Here is a 16,907-nt window from a genome sequence, read left to right as displayed (position 1 = left end):
GAGGGGGGCGCGGGGCGGCTGGCACAGGGATCGACAGGCGGCGGCACGGGGGGGGGAACCGGTTGGACCGGACCCGTCGCGGCCCGCGCTTCGGGCGCCTGCGCCTTCTCGCGCCGGCGCACGGCCGATGCGAGCCGCACGCCGCCGAGGCCGAGCACGATCAGCGCAACGCCGGCCACCGCCGACAGCACCCTGCCGGCAGCAGCAAGCGCGGGACCGTTACCGGTGCCGATCGACCACACGACCGTCAGCACGCCGATCAGCCAGTTCACATGGCCGACCGCACGTGCGACCGGCGCCGTGAGTTCGCCGTTGATCGCTGCGTGAAACGCGAGCCACGCGAGCCCGAGCAGCGCGATGCCGAACGCCTGGCCGAGCATCGCCGGCTGGATGTTCGCGAGCTGCAACGCGTTGAAAAGCGCCTGCCAGGGCGTCAGCACGAACAGCACGCCGAACGCCAGCAACAGCACGGCATCGATGATCAGCACGGCTCGCAGCAGCGGTTTCATCGGCGATCAGTCCACGTGATAGTTCGGCGCTTCCTTCGTGATCTGCACGTCGTGCACGTGCGACTCACGCATGCCCGCCGCGGTGATCTGAACGAATTCGGCCTTGTCGTGCAGTTCGTCGATCGTCTTGCAGCCGCAGTAGCCCATGCTCGCGCGCACGCCACCGACCAGCTGGAACAGGATCGCGTTGACCGAGCCCTTGTAGGCGACGCGGCCTTCGATGCCTTCCGGCACGAGCTTGTCGATGTTCGCGGAGTTGTCCTGGAAGTAGCGATCTGCCGCGCCGTCCTTCATCGCACCGACCGAACCCATGCCGCGGTACGACTTGTATTGACGGCCCTGGTACAGGAACACGTCGCCCGGCGCCTCTTCAGTGCCCGCGAACATGCTGCCCATCATCACCGCGTTCGCGCCGGCCGCGAGGGCCTTCGACACGTCGCCCGAGAAACGCACGCCGCCGTCGGCGATGCACGGCACGCCGGAGCCCTTCAGCGCTTCCGAGACGTTCGCGATCGCGCTGATCTGCGGCACGCCGACACCCGCGACGATCCGCGTCGTGCAGATCGAGCCCGGGCCGATACCGACCTTGACCGCGTCCGCGCCGTATTCGACGAGCGCCTTCGCGGCGGCTGCCGTCGCGATGTTGCCACCGATCACTTCGACGTGCGGGAAGTTCTGCTTGACCCAGCGCACGCGCTCGAGCACACCCTTGCTGTGGCCATGCGCGGTGTCGACGACGATCACGTCGACGCCTGCCTGCACGAGCAGCTCGACGCGCTCTTCGTTGTCTGGGCCGACGCCGACTGCCGCGCCTGCGCGCAGCTTGCCGTGTTCGTCCTTGCACGCGTCCGGGTGTTCGGTTTGCTTGGTGATGTCCTTGACGGTCATCAGGCCGCGCAGTTCGAACGCGTCGTTGACGACCAGCACGCGCTCGAGGCGGTGGCTGTGCATCAGCGCCTTCGCTTCGGCGAGCGGCGTGCCTTCCTTGACCGTGACGAGACGATCGCGCGGCGTCATGATCGACTTGATGGGTTCGTCGAGGCGCGTTTCGAAACGCAGGTCGCGGTTCGTGACGATACCGACGAGCTGCGGGCCTTCGACGACCGGGAAGCCGGAGATGCCATGCTGGCGCGACAGCGCGATCACGTCGCGCACCTTCATCTGCGGCGGGACCGTGATCGGGTCGCGGACGACGCCCGATTCGAAACGCTTGACCTTCGCGACCTCGCGGGCCTGCTCGGCCGGCGTGAGGTTCTTGTGGACGATACCGACACCACCCTGCTGCGCCATCGCGATCGCGAGGCGACCCTCGGTGACCGTGTCCATCGCGGCGGACACGAGCGGCATGTTCAGGGAGATGTTGCGGGTCAGCTTGGTTTTCAGGCTGGTGTCGCGCGGGAGAACGTCGGAAAAGGCGGGAACGAGGAGCACGTCATCGAAAGTGAGTGCTTTTTGGATCAGACGCATGGCAAATCCTATGGGCGCAAAAGCGAATTATACGCGAAGCGCTGCGAATTTTCACAACACGAACAACGGGTTAGCCGTTTTCCAGCGTTCGGGGGCCGAATCGTTCGGATCGCCGTTCGGTTCGTTTTCGATCGCCTTTCGTTTCACCCCGGCTTCACCCCATTCGCGCAACCGGCCGCCACCGGGCCGATTTCATGCCGCCGCCGGCCCATGCGGCGTTGGCTGCAACGCCTCCGCCGGCCTTGCAGCGCGGCGAAGCCGCCCTAACCCGGCCGCACACATGATCATCACGAACCCGGCGCCGATCGCGACACCGCCGACGACCATCCGCGCAACGCGTTCGCCACCGGCCGGCACCAGTCGCTCGGCGGCGATCGCCACCGTCACGACGGCCATCACCCGCAGACCCAGCACGCCCGTCGCCAGAACCACAGCCATCAGGTTCCCGCAGCGCAGCGCGGCCCGCACGCCATGTCGCCACGCGGCGCCGGCACCCGGCCGCCCGGCCGCCCGGCATATCCGGCAACCGGCGCATGCCGGCACGGCGTTCGACGGCCGTCACCTGTTCCAGATCGTCGAGGACCGCATCGAGAAGATCGATCCGGACTCGGGCCGCGTGCTTGCGACGATTCTCGCGCCCGGCGGCGGCGCCGATTCCGGGCTCGCATGGGCCGAAGGCACGCTGTGGGTCGGCCAGTACCGCGAGCGCAAGATTCATCAGGTCGATCCGCTATCGGGCGCCGTGCTGCGCACGATCGAATCGAACCGCTTCGTCACCGGCGTGACGTGGGTCGACGGCGAGCTGTGGCACGGTACGTGGGAAGCCGACCAGAGCGAGCTGCGGCGGATCGATCCGCACACGGGACAGGTAGTCGAACAGGTCGACATGCCGCCCGGCATCGGTGTGTCGGGGCTCGAATCCGACGGCCGCGACACGTTCTTCTGCGGCGGCGGCAACAGCGGCAAGCTGCGCGCCGTGCGGCGCCCCGCGCACGTGGCAGGCGACAGTGTGACAGCGGCCGCACCGGCCGAGCCGGTCGCACGCTGATCCGCCGATCGCCGGCAGGCACCCCGATCCGCCGGCAAACAGAACCGGATTGCGGCCGCCTCATCACCCCGCCCCACTCCGAGTGCAGGAATGAACAAGACGCGGTCGCACCGGCATCGTTAAGATGCGCGCTCGTCAGTCATTTTGTTCGGAGCAGTCGATGCAGCGCGGTGTAGTGTATGGCGTCCTCGCGGGCGCGTTGTGGGGCATGGTATTTCTCGTTCCACGCCTGATGACCGACTTCTCGCCGCTGCTGCTGAGCGCCGGCCGCTATGCCATGTACGGTCTCGTGTCGCTGGCGGCCGCGCTGCCCACGGCTCGTTCGCTGCTTGCGCGACTGACCCGCGAGGATCTCGTCGCGCTCGCGAAGCTCGCATTGATCGGCAATCTCGCGTATTACATGCTGCTGTCCACCGCCGTGCACCTGATCGGCATAGCCCCCACATCGCTGATCGTAGGCGTGCTGCCCGTGACCGTCACGCTCCTGGGCCTCGGCGACCGCGGCGCCGTCCCGCTGCGACGCCTCGCCGCCCCGCTCGCGCTGGTGATCGCCGGCATCGTCTGCATCAACGTCGACCTCTTCACATCGGAAGCCGCGCTGGCGACGACGCTCGTCGAGAAGCTCGCCGGCATCGCGTGCGCAAGCGGCGCGCTCGCGAGCTGGACCTGGTACGCAGTCGCGAACGCGCGCTACCTGCAGCGTCACCATCATTTCAGCGGCAACGAATGGTCGGTGCTGTGGGGTGTCGTGACGGGCGTGATCGGCGGCCTCTGCTGGGTCACAATCCTCGCGCTGCCGTCCGGCACGGTGCAGGCGGCCGTCCCGGCACCCCGCTGGCAGTTGTTCTGGGTGCTGAACCTTGCGCTCGCGATCGGTGCGTCGTGGCTCGGCAACGGACTGTGGAACGCGGCGTCGAAGCGGATGCCGCTCACACTGTCGGGCCAGCTGATCGTGTTCGAAACCGTGTTCGCGATGCTCTACGCGTTCGTCTACGACCACCGGATGCCGCGCACGCTCGAGATCGCGGCGCTCGCGCTGTTGCTGGCGGGCGTCTACGGATCGGTGCGCCGGCACAGCGACACGCACGACAGCGGCAACGCGACCGGCAGCGCGGCCGTGAGCGCGAGCAGCGCGGCCCACTGAGCGCGGCCGCGCGTCTTGTCTGATGAATCGGAACGAAAAAGGCGGGTGCCACGACGCGCGTCAGCGCGCGTCCTTGTGCATCCACTTGCGGCCCTCGATGGAGCCTTCGCGACGGGTCTTGTCGACGCGCCGCTGGCGCGCGAGCTTCGGATCGACGATCAGCGGGCGGTAGATCTCGACGCGGTCATGGTCGGCGAGCGGCGCGTCTAGCGGCGCGAGCTTGCCGAACACGCCGGTCTTCGCGTGTGCGAGATCGATCTCCGGGTGCCGCGCGAGCACGCCGCTCGCGTCGATCGCCTCGCGCACAGTCGCGCCGTCGGGCAACGACACCGGAATCAGCGTCTGGCGATCCGGTAGCGCGTAGCAGACTTCGATCGACAGCATCGCGTCACCCCTTCCCGTAGCGCTGATCGGCACGCTTGACGAACGAATCGACGAACGTGTTCGCGATATGGCTGAACACGGGCCCGATGATCTTTTCCAGCAGGATGCTGGAGAACTCGTAGTGCAGCGCGAATTCGATCTTGCACGCATCGGCGCGCAGCGGGATGAAGCGCCACGAGCCCGTGAACTTCTTGAACGGGCCGTCCGCGAACTCCATGTCGATCCGCGTCGGACGCTGCTGCGTGTTGCGCGTCGCGAAATGCTGCCTGATGCCCTTGAAGTTGATATCGATGCGCGCTTCCATCCCGCTGTCGTCCTGACGACGAACTTCGACGCCGCCGCACCACGGCAGGAAATTGGGGTAGTCGGCCACGTCGGTGACGAGGTCGAACATCTGTTCCGCCGAGTGGCGGATCAATACGGTTTTCTGGACATCTGCCATAAATCGCGCGGCATCGCCTTAAGTGAGAACGCAAGCCGGGCGATTCCCGCCCCGCTTTGCTAAAATCGTGATTTTAAACGAGTTGGCCCGATCCTTTCATGAGCATCATCGACAACAGGAAAGCGCACTTCGATTATCACATCGAGGAGCGCTACGAGGCGGGGCTCGTGCTGGAGGGCTGGGAAGTCAAGGCGCTGCGCGCCGGCCGCGGCCAGATCAAGGAAGGTTACGTCGTCGTCAAGAACGCCGAGATCTTCCTGATCGGTACCCATATCAGCCCGCTGCCCGAAGCCTCGACGCACATCACCCCCGATCCGGTCCGCACGCGCAAGCTGCTGCTGCACCGCGAGGAAATCAAGAAACTGATCGGCAAGGTCGAGCAGCGCGGCTACACGCTCGTGCCGCTGAACTTCCATTACAAGGGCGGTCGCGTGAAATGCGACATCGCGCTCGCGAAGGGCAAGAAGCTGCACGACAAGCGCGAAACCGAGAAGAAACGCGACTGGGAACGCGAAAAGGCGCGCATCATGCGCGCCGGCACCTGATTCGCCCAGCCTGCATCGCAAACGACACGGCCCGCTCGCAGCGGGCCGTGTCGCTTTCTACGGTATAAGGCGTCGGGGCCGATCGCCGTGCGTTCAGCCCACGCTCAGCCCTTGCCGGCCGCGGCCGGCGCCGCGCTCTTCACGATCGTCAGCGCCGATGCGATCGCCGTGCCCAGATCCGACAGGTTCGACGGCACGATCAGCGTATTGCCCTGCTTCGCGAGGTTCGAGAACGCGCCGACATACTGCTCGGCAACCTTCAGGTTCACGGCGTCCATCCCGCCCTGCGACTGGATCGCCTGCGCGATTTTCTGGATCGCCTGCGCGTTCGCCTCGGCAACCGCGAGAATCGCGGCCGCCTCGCCTTGCGCCTGGTTGATCGCGGCCTGCCGCTCGCCTTCCGACTTCTGGATCGCCGCTTCGCGCGCGCCCGACGCGAGGTTGATCTGCTCCTGCTTGCGGCCCTCGGAGGCAGCGATCAGCGCACGCTTTTCACGCTCGGCGGTGATCTGCGCCTGCATCGCGTGCAGGATCTCCTTCGGCGGCGTCAGGTCCTTGATTTCGTAGCGCAGCACCTTCACGCCCCAGTTCGCCGCGGCCTGGTCGAGCGCCGACACGATGTTGTGGTTGATGAAGTCGCGCTCCTCGAAGGTCTTGTCGAGCTCGAGCTTGCCGACTACCGAGCGCAGCGTCGTCTGCGCGAGCTGCGTGATCGCCAGCACGAAGTTGCTCGACCCGTACGATGCCTTCATCGGATCGGTGACCTGGAAGTACAGCACGCCGTCGACCTGAAGCTGCGTGTTGTCGCGCGTGATGCAGACCTGGCTCGGCACGTCGAGCGGGATTTCCTTCAGCACGTGCCGGTATGCGATCCGGTCGACGAACGGCAGCACGATATTGAGACCGGGCGACAGCGTCGCGTGATAGCGCCCGAAACGTTCGAGCACCCACGCATGCTGCTGCGGCACGATCTTCACCGTCTTCGACACGATCACCATGGCGATGATAAGCAGGACGACCCAGATGACCAGCGTATCCATGCAGTGTTCCCTCCTTGTTGTATCAGTGGACGATCAGCCCGCGGGTTTCGCTACGACGACGAGACAGTTGCCGCGCACGGCACTCACCCGATACACGTGCGCATCGTCGCGCTCGCCGCTCGCGAGCTCGACGTCCCAGTCGGCGCCACGATACTGCACGCGCGCGCGGCCGTCATGCCACGCGTCGACCGTGACGGTCGCGCCGATATCGAGATTGACGTCCGGATTCGTCGACGTGTCGCGCTTCTGCTTGCGCCCGAGCCCCGAGCGACGCAGCACGACCATCGCGATGATCGCGACCGCGGCGGCCGCGCCGAACTGCGCGTGCGGCGCGAAGCCCGCGAGCTGCAGCAAGGCGCCCGAGAAAAAGCCGAGCGCGATCATCAACAGATAGAACGTGCCGGTCAGCAATTCGGCCACGACCAGCACACCGCCCCCGATCCACCAGAACAGATGCCCCGACATCATTGCGGTCTCCAGAAAAACATCCCCGACGCGTACCGACAAACAAAAACACCCCGGTGCTTACCGAGGTGTTTATAGCATGAAGCTTGCATTTTGCCTTCAACGAAAGCGCGGCAGCACCGCTCTTTCGTCGAATCGGCATGACCGACCGTTACTTCCGGTTGGCCAGCGCCTGCCACGTATCGATGATCGTGTCGGGGTTCAGCGAGATCGACACGATGCCTTCGTCGGTCAGCCATTCCGCGAAATCCGGGTGATCGGACGGGCCCTGGCCGCAGATCCCGACATACTTGCCCATCTTGCGGCAGGTGTCGATCGCACGCTTCAACAGGAACTTGACGGCCGGGTCGCGTTCGTCGAAGTCGGCAGCCAGCAGTTCCATGCCCGAGTCACGGTCGAGGCCGAGCGTGAGCTGCGTGAGGTCGTTCGAACCGATCGAGAAACCGTCGAAGTGTTCCAGGAATTCTTCGGCGAGAATCGCGTTGGTCGGGACTTCACACATCATCACGAGGCGCAGGCCGTTTTCGCCGCGCTTCAGGCCGAACTTCTCGAGCAGGCCGACAACACGTTCCGCCTGCTTCACGGTCCGCACGAACGGCACCATGATCTCGACGTTGGTCAGGCCCATGTCGTCACGCACGCGCTTCAGTGCACGGCATTCCATCTCGAACGCCTGCGCGAAGTCTTCGGCGATGTAGCGCGACGCGCCGCGAAAGCCCAGCATCGGGTTTTCTTCGTCCGGCTCGTAACGCGAACCGCCGATCAGCTTCTTGTACTCGTTCGACTTGAAGTCGGACAGGCGCACGATCACGGGCTTCGGATAGAACGCCGCAGCGATCGTCGCAACGCCTTCCGTCAGCTTGTCGACGTAGAACTGGCGCGGTGACGCGTGACCGCGTGCAACGCTCTCGACGGCCTTCTTCAGATCCTGGTCGATGTTCGGGTACTCGAGAATCGCCTTCGGGTGCACGCCGATGTTGTTGTTGATGATGAACTCGAGACGCGCGAGGCCAACACCACCGTTCGGCAGTTGCGAGAAGTCGAACGCGAGCTGCGGATTGCCGACGTTCATCATGATCTTGACCGGGATTTCCGGCAGTTCGCCGCGCTGCACTTCCGTGACTTCCGTCTCGAGCAGCCCGTCGTAGATCTTGCCTTCGTCGCCTTCCGCGCACGACACGGTAACGAGCGCGCCATCCTTCAGGATATCGGTCGCGTCGCCGCAACCGACGACTGCCGGCACGCCGAGCTCACGCGCGATGATCGCCGCGTGGCAGGTGCGGCCGCCACGGTTCGTGACGATCGCCGATGCACGCTTCATCACCGGCTCCCAGTTCGGGTCGGTCATGTCGGCCACCAGCACGTCGCCCGGCTGCACGCGTTCCATTTCCGACGGATCCTGGATCACGCGCACGGGACCCGCGCCGATCTTCTGACCGATCGCGCGACCCGTCGCCAGCACCTGCGACTGACCCTTCAGCTTGAAGCGCTGCTCGGCCTTGCCGCTCGCCTGGCTCTTCACCGTTTCCGGACGCGCCTGCAGGATGAAGATCTTGCCGTCGCGACCGTCCTTGCCCCACTCGATGTCCATCGGACGCTGGTAGTGCTTCTCGATGATGACCGCGTACTTCGCGAGCTCGATCACGTCTTCGTCGGTGATCGAGTAGCGGTTGCGCTGCTCGTGCGGTACGTCGACCGTCTTCACGCGGCCCGGCTCGCCCGGCTGCGTGAATTCCATCTTGATCAGCTTCGAGCCGATCGAGCGGCGGATGATCGGGTACTTGTCCTGCGCGAGCGTCGTCTTGAACACGTAGAACTCGTCCGGGTTCACCGCACCCTGCACGACGGTTTCGCCCAGGCCGTAGCTCGACGTGATGAACACGGCGTCCTTGAAGCCCGATTCGGTGTCGATCGTGAACATCACGCCGGCTGCGCCGACGTCCGAGCGGACCATGCGCTGCACGCCGGCCGACAGGGCGACTTCCGCGTGCGTGAAGCCTTTGTGCACGCGATACGAGATCGCGCGGTCGTTGTACAGCGACGCGAACACGTGCTTCATGCGGTCGAGCACGTCCTCGATGCCGACGACGTTCAGATACGACTCCTGCTGACCGGCGAACGATGCGTCGGGCAGGTCTTCCGCGGTCGCGGACGAGCGCACGGCAAACGACAGCTCGCTCGGCGAGCCGCTCTTCAGGATTTCGAACTGTGCGCGGATTTCCTGCTCAAGACGTGCCTGCATCGGTGCGTCGACGATCCACTTGCGGATTTCGGCGCCGGCTTCGGCGAGCGCCTTCACGTCGTCGATGTCGAGCGACTCGAGACGCTTGGCGATGCGATCGGTCAGATCGTTGTGCTTGAGGAAATCGCGGAAAGCGAGCGCGGTCGTGGCGAAACCGGTGGGTACGCGAACGCCTGCCTCGGAAAGCTGGCTGATCATCTCGCCGAGCGACGCATTCTTGCCGCCCACGATCTCCACATCGGTCATCCGCAACTGCTCGAACGGGATTACATACGCCTGATCCTTTGCGACGTTTGCTGCGTTAGTCATACAAGCCCCTAAGTGTGAAAAAAATGCTCGATTGCGCAAGTGGGCTCGGACGCGGGCGCTTGCAAAAAGGCGCGGCGCGTCTTGCGCAACCTGTTGGAGAAACAATCGCAGGACGGAACCGCTTCCGACCCGATTTGTAAAAATCCCGGCAGAAAGGCGATATATTCATACCAATCGCCGAATTTGCCGGGAGTTATGGATCGAGCACGGCAAGCCTTGGGTGCCGTTTGCACCCTGCCCCCGCAATTGCTTATCCAACAGGTTGCCGCTATTCTACCGTGCCGGCTGCCGGATGTGGCGCGACCTTGTCACTGCGTCTGGAGGCGAACCTCCAGCCGCCCGCGCAACTGCCCTTCACGCTCGACGCCCAGATTCATGCTGCCTACCGTTTTCATCGTCTCCGACGGCACCGGGATCACTGCCGAAACCTTCGCGCATTCGATCCTCTCCCAGTTCGACCAGAAATTCCGCCTCGTGCGCGTGCCGTTCGTCGACTCGCTCGAGAAAGCCTATGCGACCGTCGAAAAGATCAACGACGCCGCCGTGCACGACGGCCGTCGCGCGATCGTCTTCACGACGCTCGTCGACAGCGAGTCGAACGACATCGTCAAGCGCTCGAACGCGCTCGTGCTGGACATGTTCCAGCGCTTCGTCGAGCCGCTCGAACAGGAACTGGAGCTCAAGTCGAGCCATGCGATGGGCCGCGGCCACCAGAACGCCGATACCGAGGAATACAAGACGCGGATCGAGGCAATCAACTTTTCGCTCGCGCACGACGACGGTCAGTCGAACCGCAACCTGTCGGAAGCCGACGTGATCCTGGTCGGCGTATCGCGCAGCGGCAAGACGCCGACGAGCCTGTATCTCGCGATGCAATACGGCGTGAAGGCGGCCAACTACCCGCTGATTCCGGAAGACTTCGAGCGCGGCAAGCTGCCGTCGGCGCTGTCGCCGTACAGCGAGAAGCTGTTCGGGCTCTCGATCGATCCGCAGCGCCTGTCGGAGATTCGCAACGAGCGCCGCCCCGGCAGCAAGTACGCGGCGCCGGAGAATTGCCGCTACGAGATCAACGAGGCCGAGGCCATGATGCGCCGCGAAGGGATCAAGTGGCTGTCGTCGACGCACAAGTCGATCGAGGAGATCGCGACGACGATCCTGCAGGAAATACGCCTCGACCGACAGTCGTACTGATCTCGCCTGCCCGCTGACGGCCGTCAGGCCGCCGCGAAAAACAAAAAGGCCGCGTCCGACGCGGCCTTTTTGTTTGTTGCCGCCTGCCCGCGGGCAGGCGGCGCGTCACGTCATCATCCGTGCCGCTGCTGTCGCACCTGCTCGAACAGACACACCGCCGCTGCCGCCGCAACGTTCAGCGACTCCATTCCGCCCGGCTGCGGAATCGTCACGCGATGCGTGGCCGCATTGCGCCAGAACGCCGACACGCCCGCGCCCTCGTTGCCGAACACCCATGCCACCGGCCCGGCCAGGTCGCAGTCGTAGATCGGCTGCGCGCCGTGCGAATCGGTCAGCGCGACCGGTACGTCGAGCCGCCCCGCGAGCGCGTCCGGCACGACATCCTCGTGGATCGACAGCAGGAAATGCGCCCCCATCCCCGAACGCAATACCTTCGACGACCACGCATACGCGGTGCCCGGCGCGCAGAACACGTGCCGCACGCCGGCCGCCGCTGCACTGCGCAGGATCGACCCGACGTTGCCGGCATCCTGCACGCCGTCGAGCACGACCGACGTGTGCGTCACGCGCTCGGGCAACGGCTGCGCGGGCCGGTCGACAAGCAACAGGAAACCGACGCCGCTGACCACGTTCGACAGTTGTCCGAACAGCGCATCGGGCAGCGTGACCACACGCTGCGCGTCGATCCGCGCGATGATCGCCTGCGCCTCGGCGTGCTCGAGCGCGCCTTCGGTCGCGACGCACAGCTCGGGCGTGGCGACCGTATCGAGATACGCGCTCGCGAGATGGAACCCTTCGAGCAGCGCCTGGCCGCCGCGGCGCTGCTGGGACGTCGAACCCGCGAGCGTCTTCAGGCGCTTGTACAGCGGGTTGTCGCGGGAAGTAATGCTTTTCATCAGAGAGCCTGTTCCCGCTAATAACGGGCTTGCGAACGTGCGTCGCCGGTCGCAGTGCAAGAAGCAAGGAGCGCCGTCTGGCCGAGCCAAACAAGCGACACGCAACGCCGCAATGCGGCCGGCAAGACACGTTCCCGAAACTAAAAAATCCCTTTCCAGGGGCTGGCCGCCAGAACGGCCGATCGCGGCGTCATGCTCGTTGCGAATACGCCTGGCGTTCGCCGTGTCTCATTCCATGCGTCGACCCTTCTGGCGGCCAGCGCAAGCCCGCCATTAGCGGGAAGAGGCCGCCAGATCGAGCGCCGCGCGCACCGGGGCGAACGAGCGCCGATGCGCTTCGCACGGGCCATGTTCGCGCAGCGCGGCAAGGTGTTTCGCGGTGCCGTACCCGGCGTGCACGTTGAAGCCGTACACCGGGAAGCGTTCATGCAGGTCGACGAGCATCCGGTCGCGCGTGACCTTTGCGAGGATCGACGCGGCCGAGATGCTCGGCACAAGAGCGTCGCCGCTGACGATCGCCTCGGCACGCACACTCAGCGTCGGACAGCGATTGCCGTCGATCTGCGCAAGCGTCGGCAGCACCGACAGGCCCTCGACGGCCCGCTTCATCGCGAGCATCGTCGCGTGCAGGATGTTGAGCGTGTCGATTTCGTCGACGCTCGCCGACGCGACGCAATACGCACGAGAACGCGAGACGATCAGTTCGTACAATGCGTCGCGCTTCTTGGCGGACAACGCCTTCGAATCGTCGAGCCCGTCGATCGGCTGTGCGGGATCGAGAATCACCGCGGCGGCGACCACCGGCCCTGCGAGCGGACCGCGGCCGGCTTCATCGACGCCGCAGACGATCTCGTCGGGGCGGCTGAAGTCGAACCCGCCCTGTTCGTCAATCGACGCGCGGCGGCGTGATACACGGACAGTCGTCATGCGCGCCCCTTGCGTTGCTCGAGTACGCGTACGACCGCTTCGGCGGCCTTCGCGGCAGTGTTCTGCCTCAGCGACAAATGCATTTCGGTGAAGACTTCGGTCAGCGTACGGCGGTTCGCATCGTCGCGCAGCTGCGTGAGCGTTGCATCGGCGAGCGCCTCGGGCGTCGCGAAATGCTGCAGCAACTCGGGTACGACGAAGCGCCCCGCCAGGATGTTCGGCAAGCCGACATACGGCAGATAGCCCTGCCGGCGCATGATCTGCCCGGTCAGCCAGGGCACCTTGTACGAAATCACCATCGGCTTCTTCAGCAACGCGGCTTCCAGCGTGACGGTGCCGCTTTTCACGAGAATCGCGTCGGCAGCCGTCATCGCGACCTGCGAGCGGCCGTCGGTAATCGTCAGCGCGAGTTGCGGATGCGCGTCGACGAGCGGCTGCAGCAGCTCGCGTAACGCGGGCGTCGCCGCCGGCATCACGAACCGCACGCCAGGCTCGCGCTGCTGCATCAGCGCCATCGCCGCGAAGAACGTGGGACCGATCAGCCCGATCTCCGAGCGCCGGCTGCCCGGAAGCACCGCAATCACGGGGCCGTCGGTCGGCAGCCCGAGCGCGATGCGCGCGCCGTGCGTGTCGGGTTCGAGCGGAATCTCGTCGGCAAGCGGATGGCCGACGTACGTCGACGCGACGCCCGCCTTGTCGAGAAGCGCCGGTTCGAACGGGAACAAGCACAGCATGTGATCGACGGACTTCGCGATCTTCTTGATCCGGCCGCCGCGCCATGCCCAGATTGACGGGCACACGAAATGGATCGACGGGATGCCTGCGTCGCGCACCGCCTGTTCGACGTTGAAGTTGAAATCGGGTGCATCGACGCCGATGAACGCGTCCGGCCGCTCCGCGAGCAGCTGGCGCTTCAGTTCACCGCGAATCCGCAGGATCTCGGGGATCTGGCCCAGTGCCTCGACGTAACCGCGCACCGTCAGCTTGTCCATCTGCCAGTGCGAGTCGAAGCCATGCGCGAGCATCCGCTGCCCGCCGATCCCGTAATACTGGGTCGACGCGGGCAGACGCTCGTGAAGTCCGCCGAGCAGCGAGGCCGCGAGCAGGTCGCCCGACGGCTCGCCGGCCACCATCGCAAGCCGGATCTGATTGGTCGGGAGCGACATCGCTTAGCGGATGATGCCGCGCTGCGACGCGTCGACGAACTCGACGAGCGCCGTGACTGCCGCGTCGCCTTCGCCGCCTGCCGTCGCCAGTTCGCGCAACTGTACCTTCGCTTCCTCGAGCGACAGGCCGCTCTTGTACAGCACGCGGTATGCGCTGCGCAGCGCCGAGATCGCGTCGGGTGAGAAACCTCGCCGGCGCAGGCCTTCGACGTTGATGCCGTGCGGCTCGGCCTTGTTGCCTGCCGCGATCACGAACGGCGGCACGTCCTGTACGAGTGCCGATGCGCCACCCAGCATCGAGTGCGCACCGATGCGCACGAACTGATGAACGCCCGACATCCCGCCGACGATCGCCCAGTCGCCGATCTCGACGTGACCGGCCATCTGCGCATTGCTCGACAGGATCACGTTGTTGCCGACGCGGCAGTCATGACCGATGTGCACATAGGCCATGATCCAGTTGTCGTCGCCGAGCGTCGTCACACCGACATCCTGCACGGTACCCGTGTGGATCGTCGTGAATTCGCGGATCGTGTTGCGGTTGCCGATCTCGAGCCGGGTCGGCTCGTCCTTGTACTTCATGTCCTGCGGACGGCCACCGACCGACGCGTAGTGGCCGATGCGGTTGTCCTCGCCGAGCGTCGTGTGACCTTCGATCACGCTGTGCGAGCCGATCGTCGTACGCGCGCCGATCGTGACGTTCGGACCGACGATCGCGTACGGGCCGATCTCGACCGATTCGTCGATCTGCGCGCCCGGTTCGACGATCGCGGTGGGATGAATCCTGGTCATGCGCCGTTGCCTCTCGATATGATGTGTCGCGTTGCGTTGCCTGTCCGTGCCGCGTCGCTCAGGGCGCCACGTCGGTCGTCTTGACCGTGCACATCAGTTCGGCTTCCGCCGCCACCTTGCCGTCCACTTCCGCCACCGCCTTGAACTTCCAGATGCCGCGAATGTAGCGTTCGAACGTCACGTTCAGAATCAGTTGGTCGCCCGGCTCGACCGGTCGCTTGAAGCGCGCGCCGTCGATACCGACGAAGTAGTACAGCGTGTTCTCCGGGTCCTTCGGCTGCTCTTCCGAGAAAGTCAGCAGCGCGGCGGCCTGCGCCAGCGCCTCGAGGATCAGCACGCCCGGCATCACGGGCCGCTTCGGGAAATGCCCCTGGAAGAACGGTTCGTTGATCGACACGTTCTTCAGCGCTTTGATCCCTTTGTGCGGTTCAAGTTCGAGCACGCGATCGACGAGCAGAATCGGATAGCGGTGCGGCAGCAGCGTGAGGATCTTGTGGATGTCGAGATTGATTTTTTCAGTGCTCATGATGGTTCGTCTCACGCAGGTGCTGCGCGGTGGTGATGCAAAGGCTGAAGCGGGCCGCCACGCGGCCCAGTCTGGCAAACCGGGCCGGATGCGCTGGCCGTGCCCGGTTCGTGGACTCGCATGATGGGTCAGGCGTCCGTGCCGCCCTGGGCGGCAAGCGCGGTTTCAAGCGCCTTGATGCGGTCGCGCAGCTTGTCGAGGTTGCGCACGAGCGCGGCGCTCCGGTTCCATTCGCCGTGGTCGACGGCCGGGAACGCGCTCGTATAGATGCCAGCCTTCGGCAGCGACTTCGACACGCCCGACTTCGCGGTGACGATGACATAGTCGCCGAGCGTCACGTGGCCGGCGATACCTGCCGCCCCACCGATCATGCAGTGGCGGCCGATCGTCGTGCTGCCCGCGATGCCCGCGCTGCCGGCGATCACCGTATAGGCGCCGATCCGACAGTTGTGGCCGATCTGGACCTGATTGTCGATCTTCACGCATTCCTCGATGACGGTGTCCGCCATCGCGCCGCGATCGATCGTCGTGTTCGCGCCGATCTCGACGTCCGGGCCGACCGACACGCCGCCGACCTGCGGGATCTTGACCCAGCTGCCGGTGCGCGCGTCGCCGTCACCGACGAAATCCGGCGCGAAACCGAACCCGTCGGAGCCGATCACGGCGCCCGAATGGATGATCGCACGCGGGCCGATCTTGCAGCCGTGGTAGACCGAGGCATTCGGATACAGGTGAGAATTCGCACCGATCGTCGTGTCGCGGCCGACAAATACGTTCGCGTCGAGTTGCACGCCGTCCTCGATCACCGCACCGGCTTCGACCGTCACGTGCGGGCCGATCACCGCGCTCGCGGCGACCTTTGCGGCCGGATCGATCGTTGCGCTCGGATGCACGCCGGCCGCGCGCTGCGGCGTGGCGAGATCGATGAACATCTGCGCGACGCGTGCGAAGTACGCGTACGGATTCGGCGTCACGATGAAATTGCGGGGGCCGGCTTCCCGGGGGCCGGCTTCCCGGGGGCCGGCCTCCCGGGGGCCGGCAGCCGCGCGCAGCTTTTCGAGATCCTTCGGCGCGATCAGCACCGCGCCGGCGCGGGTTGCTTCAACCTGCGACAGGTACTTCGGATTCGCGAGAAACGCGAGTTGCTGAGGGCCTGCCTGGTCGAGCGGCGCGAGGCTGCTCACCTTGCACTGGGCGTCGCCGGCGATCTCGCCGCCGAACCGCTTTACGAGTTCCTCGAGCGTCAATGCCATTCGTCGTCTGCTCCGTTCAGTTCGTCGAGCCGGACGCGAGCGCCTTGAGCACCTTGTCGGTGATGTCGATGCGCGGGCTGACGTACACGGCTTCCTGCACGATCAGGTCGTAATTCTGCTGCTCGGCGATCTGCTTGATGACCCTGTTCGCGCGCTCCAGCACGGCAGCAAGCTCCTCGTTGCGGCGCTGGTTCAGGTCTTCGCGAAACTCGCGCTGCTTGCGCTGGAAGTCGGTATCGAGCTGCGCGAGATCGCGCTGCTTCTGCGCGCGATCGGTCGGCGACAGCGACGCGCCGTTCTTGTCCAGCGAATCGGACATCGACTTCAGGCGGGCCGCCATGTCCTGCAGATCCTTGTCACGCTTCGCGAACTCGGCTTCGAGCTTCGTCTGCGCCGCCTTGGCGGGCGCGGACTCGCGCAGGATCCGATCCGAATTGACCGCCGCGATGCGGGCGACGTCCTGAGCGTGTGCTGTCGCCGCGCCCAAGGCCAGCGCAACGGTCAGCGCACACATCACTCGTTTCGAAAACTTACCGGTTAGCAAAATTACCCTCTCGTTGC

19 protein-coding genes are annotated in these 16,907 nt (G+C 65.3%); 4 read left to right on the top strand and 15 right to left on the bottom strand.

What is annotated here, in order from left to right; all coding sequences use genetic code 11:
• The 3 genes from J7024_RS29390 to J7024_RS29380 form a co-directional block, all read right to left on the bottom strand.
• On the bottom strand, positions 1 to 509 hold a 509-nt coding region (locus J7024_RS29390), incomplete at its 3' end, for a hypothetical protein (RefSeq protein WP_234745683.1).
• A gap of 6 nt (positions 510 to 515) precedes the next feature.
• A complete protein-coding gene (gene guaB, locus J7024_RS29385; RefSeq protein ID WP_124830125.1) occupies positions 516 to 1,976 on the bottom strand; it encodes an IMP dehydrogenase in 1,461 nt (486 codons plus the stop codon).
• Positions 1,977 to 2,168: 192 nt separating this feature from the next.
• A complete protein-coding gene (locus J7024_RS29380; protein WP_234745685.1) occupies positions 2,169 to 2,444 on the bottom strand; it encodes a hypothetical protein in 276 nt (91 codons plus the stop codon).
• Between J7024_RS29380 and J7024_RS29375 the strand changes: the two genes are divergently transcribed.
• Complete coding sequence (locus J7024_RS29375) at positions 2,350 to 3,024, top strand: glutaminyl-peptide cyclotransferase (protein ID WP_234745684.1); 675 nt, start codon at positions 2,350 to 2,352, stop codon at positions 3,022 to 3,024. The two genes, J7024_RS29380 and J7024_RS29375, sit on opposite strands and share 95 nt — an antisense overlap.
• Positions 3,025 to 3,184: 160 nt before the next feature.
• A complete protein-coding gene (locus tag J7024_RS29370; RefSeq protein ID WP_175751318.1) occupies positions 3,185 to 4,168 on the top strand; it encodes a DMT family transporter in 984 nt (327 codons plus the stop codon).
• A gap of 60 nt (positions 4,169 to 4,228) precedes the next feature.
• Here the strand turns inward: J7024_RS29370 and J7024_RS29365 are convergent, their stop codons facing one another.
• Positions 4,229 to 4,552: an RnfH family protein gene (locus tag J7024_RS29365; RefSeq protein WP_124830127.1), complete on the bottom strand. Its 324-nt coding sequence runs from the start codon at positions 4,550 to 4,552 to the stop codon at positions 4,229 to 4,231.
• A gap of 4 nt (positions 4,553 to 4,556) precedes the next feature.
• The gene (locus J7024_RS29360) at positions 4,557 to 4,994 is read right to left on the bottom strand and encodes a type II toxin-antitoxin system RatA family toxin (protein WP_124830128.1); all 438 of its coding nucleotides are present in this window, start codon (positions 4,992 to 4,994) and stop codon (positions 4,557 to 4,559) included.
• A gap of 98 nt (positions 4,995 to 5,092) precedes the next feature.
• Here J7024_RS29360 and smpB point away from each other — a divergent pair, with 98 nt between their 5' ends.
• Complete coding sequence (gene smpB, locus J7024_RS29355; RefSeq protein ID WP_006758548.1) at positions 5,093 to 5,539, top strand: SsrA-binding protein SmpB; 447 nt, start codon at positions 5,093 to 5,095, stop codon at positions 5,537 to 5,539.
• 104 nt (positions 5,540 to 5,643) lie between these two features.
• On the opposite strand, the gene J7024_RS29350 is transcribed toward smpB, so the two are convergent.
• The 3 genes from J7024_RS29350 to ppsA all read right to left on the bottom strand — a co-directional run bounded on the left by J7024_RS29350 (position 5,644) and on the right by ppsA (position 9,595).
• Positions 5,644 to 6,579 carry an SPFH domain-containing protein gene (locus J7024_RS29350; protein ID WP_124830129.1) on the bottom strand — a complete coding sequence of 312 codons (936 nt, stop codon included), beginning with the start codon at positions 6,577 to 6,579 and terminating at the stop codon, positions 5,644 to 5,646.
• A gap of 33 nt (positions 6,580 to 6,612) precedes the next feature.
• Positions 6,613 to 7,047 carry an NfeD family protein gene (locus tag J7024_RS29345; protein ID WP_124830130.1) on the bottom strand — a complete coding sequence of 145 codons (435 nt, stop codon included), beginning with the start codon at positions 7,045 to 7,047 and terminating at the stop codon, positions 6,613 to 6,615.
• Between the two features lie 148 nt (positions 7,048 to 7,195).
• Positions 7,196 to 9,595 (bottom strand): phosphoenolpyruvate synthase, encoded by a 2,400-nt coding sequence (ppsA, locus tag J7024_RS29340; RefSeq protein ID WP_124830131.1) that lies wholly within the window; start codon positions 9,593 to 9,595, stop codon positions 7,196 to 7,198.
• Between the two features lie 375 nt (positions 9,596 to 9,970).
• On the opposite strand from ppsA, the gene ppsR reads away from it, so the two are divergent.
• Positions 9,971 to 10,786, top strand: coding sequence for a posphoenolpyruvate synthetase regulatory kinase/phosphorylase PpsR (gene ppsR / locus J7024_RS29335; protein WP_098555793.1), 816 nt, complete (start codon positions 9,971 to 9,973; stop codon positions 10,784 to 10,786).
• A 113-nt stretch (positions 10,787 to 10,899) separates the two neighbouring features.
• Here the strand turns inward: ppsR and J7024_RS29330 are convergent, their stop codons facing one another.
• From J7024_RS29330 to J7024_RS29300, 7 genes are all read right to left on the bottom strand, one after another.
• Positions 10,900 to 11,682, bottom strand: coding sequence for a TrmH family RNA methyltransferase (locus J7024_RS29330; RefSeq protein ID WP_175770076.1), 783 nt, complete (start codon positions 11,680 to 11,682; stop codon positions 10,900 to 10,902).
• A gap of 273 nt (positions 11,683 to 11,955) precedes the next feature.
• Complete coding sequence (gene rnhB, locus J7024_RS29325) at positions 11,956 to 12,609, bottom strand: ribonuclease HII (protein WP_124830133.1); 654 nt, start codon at positions 12,607 to 12,609, stop codon at positions 11,956 to 11,958.
• Positions 12,606 to 13,775 (bottom strand): lipid-A-disaccharide synthase, encoded by a 1,170-nt coding sequence (gene lpxB, locus J7024_RS29320; RefSeq protein ID WP_124830134.1) that lies wholly within the window; start codon positions 13,773 to 13,775, stop codon positions 12,606 to 12,608. Before lpxB ends, rnhB begins: the two co-directional genes overlap by 4 nt.
• 3 nt (positions 13,776 to 13,778) lie before the next feature.
• A complete protein-coding gene (gene lpxA, locus J7024_RS29315) occupies positions 13,779 to 14,567 on the bottom strand; it encodes an acyl-ACP--UDP-N-acetylglucosamine O-acyltransferase (RefSeq protein WP_096503345.1) in 789 nt (262 codons plus the stop codon).
• 58 nt (positions 14,568 to 14,625) lie between these two features.
• The gene (gene fabZ / locus J7024_RS29310; protein WP_021159112.1) at positions 14,626 to 15,093 is read right to left on the bottom strand and encodes a 3-hydroxyacyl-ACP dehydratase FabZ; all 468 of its coding nucleotides are present in this window, start codon (positions 15,091 to 15,093) and stop codon (positions 14,626 to 14,628) included.
• Between the two features lie 128 nt (positions 15,094 to 15,221).
• A complete protein-coding gene (gene lpxD, locus J7024_RS29305) occupies positions 15,222 to 16,346 on the bottom strand; it encodes a UDP-3-O-(3-hydroxymyristoyl)glucosamine N-acyltransferase (RefSeq protein WP_175787632.1) in 1,125 nt (374 codons plus the stop codon).
• 16 nt (positions 16,347 to 16,362) lie between these two features.
• Positions 16,363 to 16,860 (bottom strand): OmpH family outer membrane protein, encoded by a 498-nt coding sequence (locus J7024_RS29300; RefSeq protein WP_175751321.1) that lies wholly within the window; start codon positions 16,858 to 16,860, stop codon positions 16,363 to 16,365.
• Positions 16,861 to 16,907 lie beyond the last annotated feature (47 nt).

Source organism: Burkholderia sp. WTPI3, assembly GCF_021483755.1.
In the GTDB taxonomy this organism is placed as follows: domain Bacteria; phylum Pseudomonadota; class Gammaproteobacteria; order Burkholderiales; family Burkholderiaceae; genus Burkholderia.
Note: the sequence above shows the minus strand (reverse complement) of the source record. Positions and strands in the feature narration are given on the sequence as shown.

Bases quoted from the DNA above. Each gene is read 5' to 3' on its own strand.
- guaB (WP_124830125.1), bottom strand. From the start codon at position 1,976: ATGCGTCTGATCCAAAAAGCACTCACTTTCGATGACGTGCTCCTCGTT.
- J7024_RS29370 (WP_175751318.1), top strand. From the start codon at position 3,185: ATGCAGCGCGGTGTAGTGTATGGCGTCCTCGCGGGCGCGTTGTGGGGC.
- J7024_RS29365 (WP_124830127.1), bottom strand. From the start codon at position 4,552: ATGCTGTCGATCGAAGTCTGCTACGCGCTACCGGATCGCCAGACGCTG.
- J7024_RS29360 (WP_124830128.1), bottom strand. From the start codon at position 4,994: ATGGCAGATGTCCAGAAAACCGTATTGATCCGCCACTCGGCGGAACAG.
- smpB (WP_006758548.1), top strand. From the start codon at position 5,093: ATGAGCATCATCGACAACAGGAAAGCGCACTTCGATTATCACATCGAG.
- J7024_RS29350 (WP_124830129.1), bottom strand. From the start codon at position 6,579: ATGGATACGCTGGTCATCTGGGTCGTCCTGCTTATCATCGCCATGGTG.
- J7024_RS29345 (WP_124830130.1), bottom strand. From the start codon at position 7,047: ATGATGTCGGGGCATCTGTTCTGGTGGATCGGGGGCGGTGTGCTGGTC.
- ppsA (WP_124830131.1), bottom strand. From the start codon at position 9,595: ATGACTAACGCAGCAAACGTCGCAAAGGATCAGGCGTATGTAATCCCG.
- ppsR (WP_098555793.1), top strand. From the start codon at position 9,971: ATGCTGCCTACCGTTTTCATCGTCTCCGACGGCACCGGGATCACTGCC.
- J7024_RS29330 (WP_175770076.1), bottom strand. From the start codon at position 11,682: ATGAAAAGCATTACTTCCCGCGACAACCCGCTGTACAAGCGCCTGAAG.
- rnhB (WP_124830133.1), bottom strand. From the start codon at position 12,609: ATGACGACTGTCCGTGTATCACGCCGCCGCGCGTCGATTGACGAACAG.
- lpxB (WP_124830134.1), bottom strand. From the start codon at position 13,775: ATGTCGCTCCCGACCAATCAGATCCGGCTTGCGATGGTGGCCGGCGAG.
- lpxA (WP_096503345.1), bottom strand. From the start codon at position 14,567: ATGACCAGGATTCATCCCACCGCGATCGTCGAACCGGGCGCGCAGATC.
- fabZ (WP_021159112.1), bottom strand. From the start codon at position 15,093: ATGAGCACTGAAAAAATCAATCTCGACATCCACAAGATCCTCACGCTG.
- lpxD (WP_175787632.1), bottom strand. From the start codon at position 16,346: ATGGCATTGACGCTCGAGGAACTCGTAAAGCGGTTCGGCGGCGAGATC.
- J7024_RS29300 (WP_175751321.1), bottom strand. From the start codon at position 16,860: ATGTGTGCGCTGACCGTTGCGCTGGCCTTGGGCGCGGCGACAGCACAC.